The organism is Halobacteriovorax sp. BALOs_7 (assembly GCF_003612895.1).
Lineage (GTDB): Bacteria > Bdellovibrionota > Bacteriovoracia > Bacteriovoracales > Bacteriovoracaceae > Halobacteriovorax_A > Halobacteriovorax_A vibrionivorans.
On the sequence record NZ_CP027772.1, the window covers coordinates 727,970 to 742,144 of the forward strand.

At 37.8% G+C, this 14,175-nt stretch carries 18 protein-coding genes; 16 read left to right on the forward strand and 2 right to left on the reverse strand.

The genetic code is table 11. From position 1 onward, the window contains the following. The first annotated feature begins 21 nt into the window (after positions 1-21). The 11 genes from BALOs_RS03550 to BALOs_RS03600 all read left to right on the forward strand — a co-directional run bounded on the left by BALOs_RS03550 (position 22) and on the right by BALOs_RS03600 (position 7,275). Positions 22-294, forward strand: coding sequence for a hypothetical protein (locus BALOs_RS03550; protein ID WP_162929516.1), 273 nt, complete (start codon positions 22-24; stop codon positions 292-294). After that, positions 291-773 carry a hypothetical protein gene (locus tag BALOs_RS03555; protein ID WP_120404282.1) on the forward strand — a complete coding sequence of 161 codons (483 nt, stop codon included), beginning with the start codon at positions 291-293 and terminating at the stop codon, positions 771-773. Before BALOs_RS03550 ends, BALOs_RS03555 begins: the two co-directional genes overlap by 4 nt. Then, positions 770-1,552, forward strand: a complete 783-nt coding sequence (locus BALOs_RS03560) for a TrbI/VirB10 family protein (RefSeq protein ID WP_120404283.1) — start codon at positions 770-772, stop codon at positions 1,550-1,552. Before BALOs_RS03555 ends, BALOs_RS03560 begins: the two co-directional genes overlap by 4 nt. 1 nt (position 1,553) lies before the next feature. Then, positions 1,554-2,111, forward strand: a complete 558-nt coding sequence (locus BALOs_RS03565; RefSeq protein ID WP_162929517.1) for a hypothetical protein — start codon at positions 1,554-1,556, stop codon at positions 2,109-2,111. Then, positions 2,101-3,621 (forward strand): helicase HerA domain-containing protein, encoded by a 1,521-nt coding sequence (locus BALOs_RS03570; protein ID WP_120404285.1) that lies wholly within the window; start codon positions 2,101-2,103, stop codon positions 3,619-3,621. Before BALOs_RS03565 ends, BALOs_RS03570 begins: the two co-directional genes overlap by 11 nt. Then, entirely contained in the window at positions 3,621-4,331 is a 711-nt protein-coding gene (locus BALOs_RS03575; protein WP_120404286.1) for a hypothetical protein, read from the forward strand. The genes BALOs_RS03570 and BALOs_RS03575 overlap by 1 nt, the downstream gene beginning before the upstream one ends. 187 nt (positions 4,332-4,518) lie before the next feature. After that, the gene (locus BALOs_RS03580; protein ID WP_120404287.1) at positions 4,519-4,923 is read left to right on the forward strand and encodes a hypothetical protein; all 405 of its coding nucleotides are present in this window, start codon (positions 4,519-4,521) and stop codon (positions 4,921-4,923) included. A gap of 17 nt (positions 4,924-4,940) precedes the next feature. Further along, positions 4,941-5,249, forward strand: coding sequence for a single-stranded DNA-binding protein (locus BALOs_RS03585; RefSeq protein WP_021265699.1), 309 nt, complete (start codon positions 4,941-4,943; stop codon positions 5,247-5,249). Between the two features lie 8 nt (positions 5,250-5,257). Further along, complete coding sequence (locus BALOs_RS03590; protein WP_021265689.1) at positions 5,258-5,443, forward strand: helix-turn-helix domain-containing protein; 186 nt, start codon at positions 5,258-5,260, stop codon at positions 5,441-5,443. A gap of 9 nt (positions 5,444-5,452) precedes the next feature. After that, positions 5,453-6,571: a site-specific integrase gene (locus BALOs_RS03595; RefSeq protein WP_120404288.1), complete on the forward strand. Its 1,119-nt coding sequence runs from the start codon at positions 5,453-5,455 to the stop codon at positions 6,569-6,571. Positions 6,572-7,071: 500 nt separating this feature from the next. Continuing rightward, positions 7,072-7,275 carry a hypothetical protein gene (locus BALOs_RS03600; RefSeq protein WP_120404289.1) on the forward strand — a complete coding sequence of 68 codons (204 nt, stop codon included), beginning with the start codon at positions 7,072-7,074 and terminating at the stop codon, positions 7,273-7,275. A gap of 366 nt (positions 7,276-7,641) precedes the next feature. Here BALOs_RS03600 and BALOs_RS15130 read toward each other — a convergent pair whose 3' ends face one another. Further along, positions 7,642-7,881 (reverse strand): hypothetical protein, encoded by a 240-nt coding sequence (locus tag BALOs_RS15130; protein ID WP_162929518.1) that lies wholly within the window; start codon positions 7,879-7,881, stop codon positions 7,642-7,644. A 61-nt stretch (positions 7,882-7,942) separates the two neighbouring features. Here BALOs_RS15130 and BALOs_RS15135 point away from each other — a divergent pair, with 61 nt between their 5' ends. From BALOs_RS15135 to BALOs_RS03625, 5 genes are read left to right on the forward strand one after another with little or no spacing between them, the layout of a single operon-like run. Next, on the forward strand, positions 7,943-8,365 hold the full coding sequence (locus tag BALOs_RS15135; protein WP_162929519.1) for a helix-turn-helix transcriptional regulator: 423 nt from the start codon (positions 7,943-7,945) through the stop codon (positions 8,363-8,365). Beyond that, a complete protein-coding gene (locus tag BALOs_RS03610; protein WP_120404291.1) occupies positions 8,289-9,563 on the forward strand; it encodes a TolC family protein in 1,275 nt (424 codons plus the stop codon). Before BALOs_RS15135 ends, BALOs_RS03610 begins: the two co-directional genes overlap by 77 nt. Continuing rightward, positions 9,560-9,988, forward strand: a complete 429-nt coding sequence (locus BALOs_RS03615) for a hypothetical protein (protein ID WP_120404292.1) — start codon at positions 9,560-9,562, stop codon at positions 9,986-9,988. Before BALOs_RS03610 ends, BALOs_RS03615 begins: the two co-directional genes overlap by 4 nt. A 16-nt stretch (positions 9,989-10,004) precedes the next feature. Next, complete coding sequence (locus BALOs_RS03620; protein ID WP_120404293.1) at positions 10,005-13,151, forward strand: efflux RND transporter permease subunit; 3,147 nt, start codon at positions 10,005-10,007, stop codon at positions 13,149-13,151. A 4-nt stretch (positions 13,152-13,155) separates the two neighbouring features. Continuing rightward, a complete protein-coding gene (locus tag BALOs_RS03625) occupies positions 13,156-14,001 on the forward strand; it encodes a cation transporter (RefSeq protein WP_120404294.1) in 846 nt (281 codons plus the stop codon). Here BALOs_RS03625 and BALOs_RS15140 read toward each other — a convergent pair. Continuing rightward, positions 13,998-14,159, reverse strand: coding sequence for a hypothetical protein (locus BALOs_RS15140; protein WP_162929520.1), 162 nt, complete (start codon positions 14,157-14,159; stop codon positions 13,998-14,000). The genes BALOs_RS03625 and BALOs_RS15140 overlap by 4 nt on opposite strands. Positions 14,160-14,175 lie beyond the last annotated feature (16 nt).

Consider the following 14,175-nt stretch of genomic DNA (forward strand, 5'->3'; position numbering starts at 1 on the left):
ATGGAAGCGTGTTACATGGGCATGAAAGAGCTATTTGAAAACAATCCAACGGAGAAGCTATTTAACAAGTCTGTTTTAAAGGACGTTAAAGAGCATACGTTTGAGATTGAAGAAATTGGACTCATAAAGCAATTAAGTGGGTTTCGCTGTGATGTTGTCGCCAAAGACAGCAAAGGACATCGGAGTTTTCGAGTCGCTTTGGAGAAGAATGCAAGCTTTCCTCATTTCTATAAGATTGCAGATGTAAAAGAGCAAAGACTGGCCTCTCGTTATCAGTGGGAGGACTCGCTATGATTTATTACATCATTACAGGACATATTTTTACGATCTTTCTTTCTATGTCGCACCTTACAAGCGTGAACTTTCCAAATAAAGTTCAGGATTATGTAGGAGGCCAAGAGGGAGACTTTAAGATTTATGAGCTAAATAAAGGAAAAAGTCTTGTTTATGAGCCGAAGCAGAAAGGCTTTAGCCGAAACTTCATAACCTTTCTCAAAGAGGAAAAATATCATTTCAATCTGAAATACAGCGAGAAGTTCTCAAACAAAGACGTTGAGATTCGCAAGGCGGAGAGATGCGCTTACTTTACTCTCTTAAAAGAAACAAAAGAGTATCAGCTCTTTGAGTGCCCTAAGTCTTTATTCTTTGTAAATAAATCTAAAAGGCCAGTTAAGGTAGGTGAACAAACAATTAAGACAAAGAGCTACTTATCTAAAGGGCCTCCAATCTACCTAGATGGAAAGATGATCTACTACCAAGGGCGTGCTCTATGAAGTGGCTTGTTATTTTAATCTTTCTACATTCAAACGCTCAAGCGGGATTTAGTGAGATCCCTGCTTCAAATCGTTATCAGTATAAGAAGCCAGCTCCTAAGAAGGTTCAAAAAAGGACTGTTAGGAAGAATAAAAAGAGCGAGCTTGATGAACATACTAAGAGCTTACTTGAAAAAGATCAGGCTATCTTGGAGCTTTTAAAGAAGTCTGAGAAACGAGTCATCGTCAGAAGGAAAGAAGAGAAAATCACGGCTCTTACTCGGGTTCGTGGAATCCTTCTAAATTCAGTTCTGGCGATGAATGTTAAGCCTTCTAAATTTATCGTGAGAATTAATAGCCAAACTTCTGATCTTAATGGTGCTGAGCTTCGCTGTCTTGGCTTTAGCTTTGAAAAACGTGTTCCAAGTCAATGTGATCTCTTGGTTATGGATGGTGAAGAACATGACGTTGATGTGGATATTTGGGATTTAGACGGTGCTGAGGGAATCATTGCTGATTACTACTACTCAGGTGAAGAGAAAACCTTTCTTACGTCTTCGTTCGCGTCATTTCTAGGAGCTACGTTTGATGTGGCCAAAGGTGGAGTGAGTTCTCCCTTTGGCACATTTAACCAAAATACGACTAAGAATAAGATCATGGACGGTTTAAGCAGTATCGCAACAAATGCCAAGAACAAGATTATCGAATCAGGAGAGAAGAATTTAACGATCTCCTATGTGAACTCTGGAAAAGAGGTTCTTGTCTTTTTTAATAAGTCTTTGAAGCTAAGTGGAGAATAGAATGAAACGAATACTTTTAGGAATTTTAATTTTGAGTGTGACCTCATGCTCAACCATGAAGAAAACTCTTGTCTATAGCTCTTTAGCAGGTGGTGCAACAGGGGCCACAGCAGGAGCAATGCTTAGTCCTAATAAAGAAAGTCGCGGTGCAAACGCGGCAGTCTTTGGACTCGTGGGCGCGGGCCTTGCGGCTCTTGCTGGCTATGCACTTTATAAGGATGATCCCAGGAACTATAAGCTCGATCAAATGCTTATGGATAAGAAGAAAACGAATATCCCGTATGATCCAAATGCAATTGAGATAGGTCTCGGAAATCTCAATATAGACGCAAACCTCAGCAAGGAAGAGGCTTACAAGGTTCCAGTTAAAGAACTACCTGAAAAGCTTAAGGGCAAAGTAAATAGACAGTTTCTAATCAAATATCAATCCAAAGAGCGTTACGTAAAAAAAGGGAACAAAACTTTTTATATTCCGGCCTTTGACGTTTACGAGCACGCCTACGGAGAGACACCTGATTCAATTAATAGCGACTCAGAAGGAGAAAACAATGAGCAATAAAAAGCAGTCAGGAGACTTTGGGCTTGGAGAGGCCCTTGTTCCTGTAATTGATCTAATGTCAGAGATTCTTTTAAAACTAAGCCAATTGATGGCCACAGGACTTGTTCTAGGAATGGATAAGTACGTCTTTAAAAGAAATAATAAAAATACCATTAAGAAGATTGAAAGAGATGATCTTAAAAATGACAGACGCACTCTGCTTGATGAGGCCATAGGCTATTCCGTAACATCTAAGCGAAATATTATGGGCAGTGAGATTAATAAGTCAGCTCATACGGCAGTCGTTGGGGCCAGTGGTTCTGGAAAAACAGTTCTTCTTGATGCTCTTATGTTTGAAGACATGAGACAAGGAAAACCCGTGGTCTTTATTGATCCAAAGGGCGATAACGGATCACTTTTAAACTTTATTAATCTTTGTAAGCTAACAGGTCGTGATTTCTATGTATTTTCTGAATACTGGAATGGCGAGGGAGCTAGTGCCTTAAATCCTGTTAAGGATGGATCAAGTACAAATATAGCAGACAGAATTTTTAAATCCTTTACTTGGAGTGAGGAACATTACGCTCAAATTTGTCGTGATGCTATCGAGGATGCGGTTTCAATCCTTAAGAGTAAAGATGAGCTAGTCAATCTTGAAAGTATCTACAATAAGCTAATTGAAATAAGTGATTCTAAGAATAAAGAAGAGAGCCTTTATAAGCGAGATGACATTCAAGGGATTTTATCACGGCTTAAGAAGCTTATGAGATCTGACTTTGGTCAGAAACTTAATAGGGCAGATGGACTTAGCTTTTCTGATATTAGAAAGAGTAATAAATGCGTCTATATCGGACTATCTGTTCTTGGCTTTGCTGAGATTGCCAGGTCTCTTGGGAAAGTTATTCTAGGAGACATTTCTTATTCTGCTTATAGAACCTACCGAGATATTACTCCTATTAATGAAGACCAGCTTAATAAGATGGGGCTCTATATTGATGAGCTTTCGGCCATTATCACGGATGAGTTTATTGAAATTCTAAACAAGGTAAGAGGGGCAAAGATGGAGCTTACTTTTGCCTTTCAATCACCAAGTGATATCGCAAAATATGACCCTGAGCTTTGTACTCAAGTCTTGGAGAATACTTCTAATTGGTTTCTTTTTAAGCAGAGAATTAAGGATGGGGCAGGCTTATTTGCCGAATCTATCGGAACGATGGAGTCAAAGAAACAGACAATGCGTGTTCAAGATGGGGAAGAGCAGGCCCAAGGATCACAAAGAACAGTTGAGGAGCTAATTGTTCATTCCAATATCCTAAAGAATTTAAATGTGGGGCAATGTGTATTTTTGAGGCACTACCCAACAAAAGTTGATCTTCTTAACGTGAAGTACATCGACCCTAAAATCGTTTGGGATAACGTCAAATTTATAAATAAGGAGGTAGTTATCGAAAAAGAGAATACTAGGGAATCCAAAAAGAACAAACCTTATTCAGTAAATAAGCGCAGGTCTTTATTGGTAGAGGGAAGGTGATGAAAGCTAGTTTTGTTCCCCAAGGAGTTTATGAGGACATCATCAATATTGTTGGTCAATGGAAAGTCGTGGACATGAAAAGTCTAAGTGAAATGTGCAATTACGAGGTTGGATATCATAACCTTTTAAAGAAAGTCCGAAAGCTTGAAGCACACGGACTTGTAAAAGGGATTCTTCTTGGCAGAAAGAATAAACATATTTATCTCACAGATAAGGGCCTTAAGTTTACTGGCCATGATTACACCTATGAGATTTGTGATGAGAATTTAACCCATGATCTAATTGTTAGTCGAGTTCTGAAAGAATTATTAAAGAACGACTCATTTATGAATGGGAGAATGTTTCATCAGATCTCAGGCGATCAGCTCTTACCAGATGCTGAAACCAGCGTGCGTAAGGGAAAAGATATATTCAGACTTGCATTAGAGGTCGAGCTTACTCAGAAGTCACAAAACAGAGTCAAAGAAAAGTACCGTCGATATGCAACAGGAAGTGTCTTTACCTATGGCGTCTTTATTACGAATAAGGAGACATTGTTTAAAACCTATCGACGCTTTTTGGAGGAGATGAAGGAAGATATTCAAGAGGCCATCGTTCTAATACTAGATAAGCAAATGACGGCAACCAAATTTAATTATGAAAAGTCAGAGTGCTTCTATCTAGGTAGAGAATTGAGCTTTAGGAGTCTTTTTGGTGATGAGAAAGGTTAAATTAGAGTCAAATGAAGTTAAACAAAATTCGCCCCTGCCATTTTACTGAATGATTTCGGGCCATTATCGAGATGATTTTTGACCTCCCTCCCTCTACCAGTTCGTGAAGGAGGTCAAAAAGTCCCTCTCAATGTCCCTAGTAAAAGAAAATGGCAGGGGCGAATAAGAAAACAAGGAGTAATTAATAATGAATATGAATGGTGTTGAAAAAGAAGAAAACTTGGGTGCTGGTGCGAAGACTGTGCCACCTAAGAAGCGCGGAAGAAAGCCTAAACATACAAAGACCGAATTCCAAATAAATCCAGATCAGACAAAGTTTTTTGTCGATCTCTCAAAGGATAAGGAAAGTCTTAGCAAGGTATTTGATCTTCTTGTAGCTACTAATAAGAAAGACTACGGCAAGGAAATTACTTTCAAAGACTTGGCCCTTTTTGGAATCGATAAGATTTCATCAAAGGACATTGAGAAAATTCAAGAATGTAGCTTAAGTAAAAGAGAGTTGCTGGAAAGAGCTTGGGAAGAATTCAATAAGAAGAATAAGCAAAGCTTATCCTTTGATGACTTTTTACTTAAGAAGGTTGGAATTAATTAAGAGAAGGAGAATTAAAAATGGAAAATACATACGAAACATTTATGGGAAGGCTAGGTAAGAATCCTGAGCTTAAGTACACAAAAGAAGGCAAGCCTGTCTGCGATTTATCGGTAGCTATTAATAAGGGAAAAGATGTTCCTCCCCATTGGAGAAAGGTCGTCGTTTGGGAAAAACAAGCTGAGCTTTGTTCTTTATACCTTAAGAAAGGATACGAAGTCTTTGTTCAAGGTAGAGCTGAGATGAAGTCATTTAAAACCAACGAAGGTGGTACCAAAACGTATGAGGAAGTGAACGCACGGCTTGTGGGGTTCACTAATCTTAACTAGGGGGAAAGGTGGAAAAGACTTTTCTAAATAAGACATGGCTCAATACAGACGAAGCGGCCTTATACCTTGGCAAAACGCGTAATGCTGTATGGCTTCTTGTTAGTAAGGGAATTTTGATTAAACGAAAGTGGAATCGAAGACTTTATTTCAAGAGAGCTGAGCTGGATCAATTATTGGAAGCTTCATTTTCATAGGAGGTAGTAATGGCCGTAACTCAAGAAACTTTGCCTTGTGGCGATTCTCGATTTTCAGTTTATGTAAATATTAGAAGTAGAGCTATGCCTCATATCAGGCGTCAAAAACGCATCAAAGGATTAAAGACTAAGGCAGAAGCAACTCGTAAAGAAAAGAAACTGATCCAAGAGCTTTCACAAAAAGTGGCCCAAGAAGAGGGGCATGGTTTCACTTGGAGAATGATCATTACTAAATGGGCGGCCGAAGTCGCCCAGCCTTCTTATATTGAAAAGAGCTACAACCCAACAACAATTAGAGACTATGTTTCAATGCTTCATCGTTGGACAGAGAGCTGGCTTGATAGGCCAGCTTCTCAAATTACGAAAGGTGACGGGAGAGAAGTCCTCGATCGAGTCATCGAAGAGGGCAGAAGCAGGGCATTTCAAAAGCGCGTAAAGAACACAATCAATATGATCTATAACTGGGCCATTGAGAACAGGGCCATTAGGGGAATCCCTCATAGTCCTGTCTTTGGGCTAAAGGTTGTCGTTAAGCAAGATAAGAGGCCCGAGATACTTAAGCCTCATGAAATTAGAAAGCTTCTTTATGAAGCCAAGGTGCAGGATCATGACTGGTATTATATTTGGGCCATGGCACTTCTTACTGGAATGAGAAACGGTGAGCTATATGCTCTTAGGTGGGAGGATGTCGATTTTGACGCCTCACTTATTAAGGTTGAGAGGTCATATAACTTTAAAGTGGGTGAGTTCAAAGACACTAAGGCCGGTTACTGGCGTAGTGTACCTATTTCTTCCGAGCTTCGCTCCTTGCTTTTAGAGATAAAGAACCAATCTAAGTCTGAGTACGTTCTTCCCAGGCATATTCTTTGGACTGGCAGTAAACAGGCCAAGATCTTGAAGATGTTTTGTAGGTCTATTGGCCTTCCTGAGATCAGATTCCATACCTTGAGAGCTTGTTTTGCTATTCAGCTTATTGGATCGGGAGTGGAGCCTGTTAAGGTTATGAAGATTTGTGGGTGGAAGGATTTGAAAACTCTCGGAGTTTATTTACGGTTGGCGGGAATAGATGAAAGAGGGGTTACGGAGGGGCTTAATTTTTTGCCAAGTAGTAGTTTAAGAAATTATTGATTCTGTGATCTTTTTGTTGTAGATTGGTTGACATGAGGTTACTTTTTCGCTGTTTTTTGATTTTAAATATATGCTTTCTTTCAGGATTTAATTTCACTGGAAGTACATATAATAATGCTGAAGCCAGTGAAATATCTAAATATAGCACATCTTACGTAGTCAAATCGGTTGGTGTATCAAATAGCCTATACAATGGAAATCAATCTCAATCTGAAAATAGTGATTGTTGTCAGGACTGCTACGACTGCGCTACATGTTGCTTTAGTTTCTTAAATGCAAAAGGTTATTCTTTACGAATGGCCTTCAGAAAAAACAGTGCTTTAATTGCTTATGAGCTTACATTCAAAAGCACATACCTCCTTGAAATTTACAGGCCCCCAATCTCACACGTTTAAACAACTCGCTTAAACTTTAAGCGTAGCTTTAAATGCACAATTGCGTGTTTTTACGTGATTTAATTAATCTATTTTTTAAAATTTAATAATATCCCGGAGGATATAATGAAAAGTTTTATTTTTATCTTAGTACTTTCACTTTTTACTGTTGGCTGCGCAAGTAAGCAGAAAATTAATGAAAACTGTACCAAAACAACTGATTCATCTGGCCTAAAACAATGTAAAAAAAGCCGATCACCAAGTGACCACTTTAGAGGCGAACGTTTTGGGCGACATCGAATGCAGTTAGCTGGTTTTAAACTTAGTTAAGTGGCTATGGTGTATTCTTAACCCATCATCCCCTAACAAAGGGTTTTACTATTACAACGAGAAAGGACAATCCTTCTCGCTGCAACAGTTTTGATAAAGTACACGCTTTTAAGATACTTACTCGGAAATAATACTGAAGTTTATGTACGAGCTGAAATAAAGAAAGAGGAATAATTTGATTTTGACTAACAACCTATTTAATTATTTAGAACCAGATTTTCTGGAAAAATCTAAATATTTCATGAGCTTGAAGAAAATACTTCTTCAAATACTCCCTGAGGCGAGATTAACTCTTAATTGGACCTCTAGGGAGCGGTTGTTTTTCTTTGAAGATACCTTGAGTTATTGTGTTAATAAAAAATCAGATTACTCTGACTTCTCATCTTTTTTCTCAAAAATTTCATTAACTTCCCAACACTTTGTTTTTCTAAACTTTTTATTCAGACGACCTTTTTTCTCTATACATTTATGGATTTTTTCTGGGGTCTTCTGTTTTTTACAATGCTTCTGGCAATGTTTAACAAAGTTATCAGTTATTTCATCTGCTGATGCACTTATTAACGAAAAACCTAGAGTTAATCCGATTAAAATAGCTGTCTTTTTCATTTTTACTCCTCGTACGATTGTTTTGTTTGACACACTTACATGCTTACACTACAGTGCAAGTATGTACAACGTCAATATAGAACCTACAGAAATATTTAAAGCTTTATCAGATAGAACCAGACTTAGAATTTTAAGAGTATTGGTCTCCATGCCTAATGAAGAAGTTTGCTTATGCGATCTGACCGATGCACTTTTAGAACCAGAAGTAAATATTTCCAGACACTTAAAAGCACTCAGGAATTCAGGACTTCTTATGGCCGAAAAAGAAGGTCGAATGGTTTACCACCGACTAGTTCCAACTAAAGAATCAAAACTTTTTTACAATATGATAGCAAAACTTCCTGACCCTGACGGTAATTTTAAAGAGGATCTTTCTAAGTTTAAAGTTGAACTTAAAAAGAGATCTTATGATCGTTGCAGAAGAAGTAGTGCTAATAAAAGTAAGAATCAAAGTTTTGGAAAAGGATACAAAAAATATGTATAAATATATTTTGGCAATTATGCCCTTTTTAATAATTTCACAAACCATATATGCTACCGACTGTAATGAACCTATTAAGTCTGCAAACGATTTCTACGTTTGTGCACTTTTAAAGGATAAGAGAATTGTTTCACTAAAATTTAGTCGTGAAGAGAGAGAAGGACGTAGTACAGAAGCGGCACAAATTCCGAACCCCGAAGTGGAGTCTGAATTCAATTTCGACTCTAACAAGAACCAAAATATCTCAATTTTACAGCCTATCGAAATTGGCGGGAAAAGATCAGCTAGAATTGAAATTGCAAATGCAAAAAACAATGAATCTTTAATAAAAGATCAATCTATTAAGGCCAGAGTTGCGACCGATATTTCACAGTCTTTAGTGAAATATAGACAGCTTTCTACTAGAATTTCTTTACTTGAAGAAATGAAAAAATCACTTAAGTCACTTACAAGGCGTCTAAAAGGAAAGGCCGTACGTACACCAGAAGAAAAAACGGCAGTCACGATTTTTACTATGCAAAGTACAGTTTTAGACACTCAGCTCCTTTCATTAAAACAAGACTTTAAGTTGACCAAAAATCTCTTAGAGTTGTCAATTGGTCGAAATATTAAAGAGTCCGAAAAGTTAATCTCTAGGGAAAGAAAAAATTGGCCTGTACTAAAGAAAAACTCGGTAAAAGAAACATTTAGCAGTAAGTTAGCTCTAGCCTCTTTAGCTCAGGTCAAAGGCGAATTTGAATATCAAAGAAGTAAAGCGTGGCCAGAAATATCAATTGGCCCGGTTATGGAAAAGCAAAGTGGAAGTGATATAGAGTTTGGCGCAAAAATTGAATTTGTACTACCTTTATTTAATACAAATGGCGGCGCGAAACAAGAAAGTCGTGCCAAGCTATCGAAAGCGCAATCACTTATCAGCAGAACTAAACTTAGAGAGTCGACTAAAGTTAGAACATATTTTGAGCAATATTATGATATTGCTCAATTTCTAAAAAGTAGTCCTTCTCAAAAAAATATAAAAAAATCTGTTTCTGAGTCACTAGAACTCTTTTCCAAAGGAATGATTCAGCCATCTGGCATTGTTGAAAGCTATCGTTCAACCCTAGAAACACTAGAGGCCGTACAGGAAAAAGAGTTAAGTATTTATAAATTATACTGGATGCTCCAATCATATTCTGGTGAAGTCCCAAAGGAATTTTTATGAAAAACTATTTTTTAATTATATTTACTATCTTCTCAGTATTTACTGCTCAGGCCGAAGAAGAATCAAAGACAAAGGATCGAATAGGTCCGGGCAAAGCAGTTATCGCTGCAAATGAAAAGGAAGGCTTTAAGTTATCGGAGAAGGCGAAAAATAACCTCAATATCACTGTAAAAGAAGTCAATAGTGCGATTGTAACAGTACCCAAGAAATCTATTATTAGTTTTTTAGATTTTTATTCTGCATATAGGCTTCGAGATGGCTGGTATCGCGCTGTTGAAATTGAACCAAACTTTGAGGGAGATAAAGCTACTTTTAGCTCTAATCAGTTCAAAGCTGGAGATAAAGTAGTGATTGAAAATAGCGGCCTATTAAGGGTTGTAGAACTTGACGTGTTTGGCCCAGAAGCCGATGCATGTGTAGATTAAAATTAGGTAACTTAATATGAAAACATTAATATATTTTTCCGTTTATCACCGAGGAGTAGTACTCTTTGTTACATTCCTGTTAGCTTTAGCTGGATGGTTTAGTTTTACTCAACTTCCTATTGATGCTGTTCCAGACATAACGAATACTCAAGTACAAGTTTTTGCTCAAGCTGGAGGACTTTCAGCAGAAGAAGCTGAGCGATCAATAACGTTTCCAATAGAAAATTCAATGGGAGGAATTTCAGGAGTAAAACAAGTACGGTCAATCAGCCGTTTTGGTCTATCGGTTGTAACCGTAGTTTTTGAAGATGGATATGATATTTACAGAGCTAGACAATTAGTATCTGAACGCCTTCAGTCAATCTCATCTGACTTGCCGGAAGGAGTAGAGCCAAACCTAGGCCCAATTTCATCTGGTTTAGGAGAAATCTTTTTTTATGCACTTAAGTACGAAGAAAGTGATGACTCAAAAGAAGAACGTTTTGAAAAACTAATGGAACTAAGGTCTGCGCAAGAGTGGCTTGTTAAACCAAGACTTCTTACTGTACCGGGAATTGCTGAAGTAAACACTATCGGGGGTTATGAAAAGCAATTTCATGTTATCCCTGACCCTAAAAAGCTTTTACGTTATGGAGTTAGTTTTTCAAGCATAATTGATGCCTTGAAAAAGACCAACATGAATGTTGGTGGTGGATATGTACAACAATCTGGTGAGCAATTTGTTGTAAAAGGACAGGGCCTACTGTCTGACCTTGATGATATAAAAAATACCCCCCTTCAACCATTAAACTCAGTAACAACATTACTAGTTAAAGATGTTGCACAGGTAAAAATATCATCAGAATTGCGAACAGGAGCTGCGCTCGTTCGTGGAAAAGAAGCAGTAATTGGAACGGCAATGATGCTTCTTGGGGAAAATAGTCGTGATGTTAGTCAGCGAGTTGCTGAACGAGTAAAAGAAATTGAAAAAACACTTCCTAGCGAAATTAAATTGGAGGTTTTGTACGATAGATCAGACCTTGTTAATAAAACTCTCGGTACGATTGAACATAATCTCTTAACTGGTGCAGGACTAGTAATCCTTATATTGTTATTTTTACTTGGAAATGTTCGAGCCGCCGTTATCACGGCCGTCGTTATTCCACTTTCTCTTCTTTTAACATTCATTTTAATGAAGCTATTTAATATTTCTGGAAATCTATTGAGTCTAGGTGCTCTTGATTTTGGGATAATTGTTGACGGTGCTGTAATTGTACTAGATCACTGTGTGCGAAAGCTTCATGATGCAGGAAAAGAATTAGGAAGACGTTTATCAAGAGAAGAAATACAACGAACAATTTATGAAGCAACTGTTGAAATTCGTACCGCCTCTGGGTTTGGTGAGCTTATAATAATCGTAGTTTTCCTGCCAGTACTTGCATTGACTGGTATCGAAGGAAAAATGTTTCAACCAATGGCGGCAACATTTGCATTAGCTGTTTTCTGCGCATTGGCACTTTCCTTTTCAACCGTGCCAGCACTTGCCAGTACTTTTATGAGCGGAAATGTAGTTGAAAAAGACCCTTGGCTCATGCAACAAGTAGAACGTTTTTATAAGCCTCTCCTTAATTTTGCGATGAGATTTAAGTCGATAACTGTTACAGTAGGTGCTCTAGCGATATTCTTAGGAGTTTTACTTTTTAGTCGACTAGGAGGAGAATTTTTACCTCAAATGGATGAAGCATCGAGAACTATTCAATTTGTTCGTCCTGTAAATATTTCTCTCGATCAGGCCATAAGGTTTCAACAAAGATCAGAATCTATTATAAATAAATTCCCACAAGTAAAGAGTGTTTTTAGCCGCATAGGAACTGCTGAAGTTGCTACTGATCCGATGGGGGTCAACTTAGCTGACACATTCATTACGTTTAAGGAAAAAGAAGATTGGCCAAAGGGAGAAGATCAACCTGAAACATGGAGTGAGCTGACTAAAGATATTGTTAAGCGTCTTGAAGAAGAAATTCCTGGACAGCGAGTACTTGTAAGTCAACCTATCCAAATGCGCTTTAATGAGCTTTTAGAAGGTACAAGAGCTGATGTTTCTGTAAAAGTATTTGGAGATGACTTTGAATCTTTAGTTGAAATATCTGAACAAATAGCTAGCGTTATTCGTACCGTTCCCGGTGCTGGTGATGCAGAGACTGAGCTTCAAGGTACATCACCAATCCTTACTGTTACTCCGAAACAAGAAATTTTAGCATCACTTGGTGTTCCAAAAGGAGAAATCCTTGAGGCCATAAGCATAGCAATGGGTGGAGAAGAAGTTGGGTACATCTATGAAGGTGTTCAGAAGTTTCCAGTTTTAGTTCGACTTGACGAAAAAAACAGGTCAGATTTGAATGTCATTCGTTCATTGCCTGTGGAACTTGGAGAAAGAAATCTTGTTCCTTTAAATCAGGCTGCGACAGTCGAATTTGATGAAGGATATGGACTTATTAACCGAGAGCAAACTAAACGTAGAGTCGCAGTACTTATAAACCCAAGAGGAGTTGATACTGAAACATTTGTCCGTGCAGCTCAAGAAAAAGTTGAAAAAGAAGTAAAACTTCCGCCGGGTAGTTATTTAGAGTGGGGAGGAAACTTCAAGAACCTTATTCAGGCAAGAAATCGCTTGGCCATTTTTGCGCCCCTAGCATTACTACTTGTATTAGCAATGATTTATATGGCATTTGGAAGCGTGCCACAGACAATTCTAGTATTTATGGGAGTACCCTTTGCCTTAGTCGGTGGTGTTCTCGCTTTAAATATTAACGGTCTTCCGTTTAGTATTTCAGCTGGAGTTGGCTTTATTGCGTTATCTGGAATCTCAGTCTTGAATGGTGTCGTCCTAATGAATTGCTTTAATGACTTAAGAAAGGCAGGGCAAAGAGGTATAGATTTAGTTAAGCGAGGAACTGTTTTAAGAATTCGTCCAGTATTAATGACCGCAATGGTTGCAATGTTTGGTTTCGTCCCGATGATGCTTTCAACAAGTGTAGGAGCTGAGGTCCAAAGGCCATTAGCTTCAGTTGTTATCGGAGGATTGTTTTCATCGACAATCTTAACCTTGGTAGTATTGCCTGTTTTATATTTAATATTTGAAAAGTTTATGAAGCTTCCAGAAGAAAAGATGAAACAAGTGTGAATACATGAAGAAAACAAAAGTAAAAGTAGACAAGATGGACTGCCCTTCGGAAATAAAAATGATCGAAGGGTTGATGGAAAGCTTAGACACAACTGCCAAAATGGAGTTTGATTTAGATTCAAGGACCGTGGATTTCTACCATAGTGTTGATAACCAGCAAATCATAGATTCTTTAAAGGCTATTTCTCTTCCTGGTGAGTTAATAAACTCTGAAGAGGTTTCGGAAAATGATATTCCAGATATTGCCCCAAGTGTGGAAGCGAAAACACTAAAGTACCTGCTTGGAATAAATTTTACGATGTTCATTGTTGAGATAGCTTTAGGATTTTATGCTGAATCAACAGGTCTTCTTGCTGATGGACTTGATATGTTAGCTGATTCATTTGTGTATGGTTTAAGTCTTTATGCCGTTGGAAAGTCGATTGCAATGAAGCATAAGGCGGCATATTTTAGCGGAATTATGCAAATCTCTCTTGGCCTGCTTTGCTTGGTCGAGGTTGGTAGAAAATTCTATTTTGGAAGTGAGCCACTGTCTAATTATATGATCGTGGTTTCAGTAATTGCACTTATCGCTAACCTCTGGTGTCTTATATTGATTCATAAGCATAAAGACGGAGAAGTTCACATGAAGGCCAGCTGGATATTTTCTGCTAATGATGTAATCGTTAATACCGGAGTGATTTTTTCCGGCGTTTTGGTATATTTTCTTAAGAGTAATGTTCCTGACCTTATTATTGGAGGAATTGTCTCTCTTGTTGTAATCAAAGGTGGCATTAGCATAATTAAGCTATCAAAAATTAAGAAAGCAGAGCCTATAAAAGAATCATGTTGTTCAAGTAACTGTGATTAATTAGTCATTTTTTTTGTAAAACTCTCTAATGAAGGCAGTCCCTTTTGAACTTTCAAAAGGGCTTCTTTCTTTATCGTTTGGCTTGATAGATTCAAAACCGTAGTTCCTGAAATTACTGTAAATAATATCGCAAGAAATATCTCAATTATCGCACGCATACTATGCCTCCTGATT

Bases quoted from the DNA above. Each gene is read 5' to 3' on its own strand.
- BALOs_RS03550 (WP_162929516.1), top strand. From the start codon at position 22: ATGAAAGAGCTATTTGAAAACAATCCAACGGAGAAGCTATTTAACAAG.
- BALOs_RS03555 (WP_120404282.1), top strand. From the start codon at position 291: ATGATTTATTACATCATTACAGGACATATTTTTACGATCTTTCTTTCT.
- BALOs_RS03560 (WP_120404283.1), top strand. From the start codon at position 770: ATGAAGTGGCTTGTTATTTTAATCTTTCTACATTCAAACGCTCAAGCG.
- BALOs_RS03565 (WP_162929517.1), top strand. From the start codon at position 1,554: ATGAAACGAATACTTTTAGGAATTTTAATTTTGAGTGTGACCTCATGC.
- BALOs_RS03570 (WP_120404285.1), top strand. From the start codon at position 2,101: ATGAGCAATAAAAAGCAGTCAGGAGACTTTGGGCTTGGAGAGGCCCTT.
- BALOs_RS03575 (WP_120404286.1), top strand. From the start codon at position 3,621: ATGAAAGCTAGTTTTGTTCCCCAAGGAGTTTATGAGGACATCATCAAT.
- BALOs_RS03580 (WP_120404287.1), top strand. From the start codon at position 4,519: ATGAATATGAATGGTGTTGAAAAAGAAGAAAACTTGGGTGCTGGTGCG.
- BALOs_RS03585 (WP_021265699.1), top strand. From the start codon at position 4,941: ATGGAAAATACATACGAAACATTTATGGGAAGGCTAGGTAAGAATCCT.
- BALOs_RS03595 (WP_120404288.1), top strand. From the start codon at position 5,453: ATGGCCGTAACTCAAGAAACTTTGCCTTGTGGCGATTCTCGATTTTCA.
- BALOs_RS03600 (WP_120404289.1), top strand. From the start codon at position 7,072: ATGAAAAGTTTTATTTTTATCTTAGTACTTTCACTTTTTACTGTTGGC.
- BALOs_RS15130 (WP_162929518.1), bottom strand. From the start codon at position 7,881: ATGAAAAAGACAGCTATTTTAATCGGATTAACTCTAGGTTTTTCGTTA.
- BALOs_RS15135 (WP_162929519.1), top strand. From the start codon at position 7,943: ATGTACAACGTCAATATAGAACCTACAGAAATATTTAAAGCTTTATCA.
- BALOs_RS03610 (WP_120404291.1), top strand. From the start codon at position 8,289: ATGATCGTTGCAGAAGAAGTAGTGCTAATAAAAGTAAGAATCAAAGTT.
- BALOs_RS03615 (WP_120404292.1), top strand. From the start codon at position 9,560: ATGAAAAACTATTTTTTAATTATATTTACTATCTTCTCAGTATTTACT.
- BALOs_RS03620 (WP_120404293.1), top strand. From the start codon at position 10,005: ATGAAAACATTAATATATTTTTCCGTTTATCACCGAGGAGTAGTACTC.
- BALOs_RS03625 (WP_120404294.1), top strand. From the start codon at position 13,156: ATGAAGAAAACAAAAGTAAAAGTAGACAAGATGGACTGCCCTTCGGAA.
- BALOs_RS15140 (WP_162929520.1), bottom strand. From the start codon at position 14,159: ATGCGTGCGATAATTGAGATATTTCTTGCGATATTATTTACAGTAATT.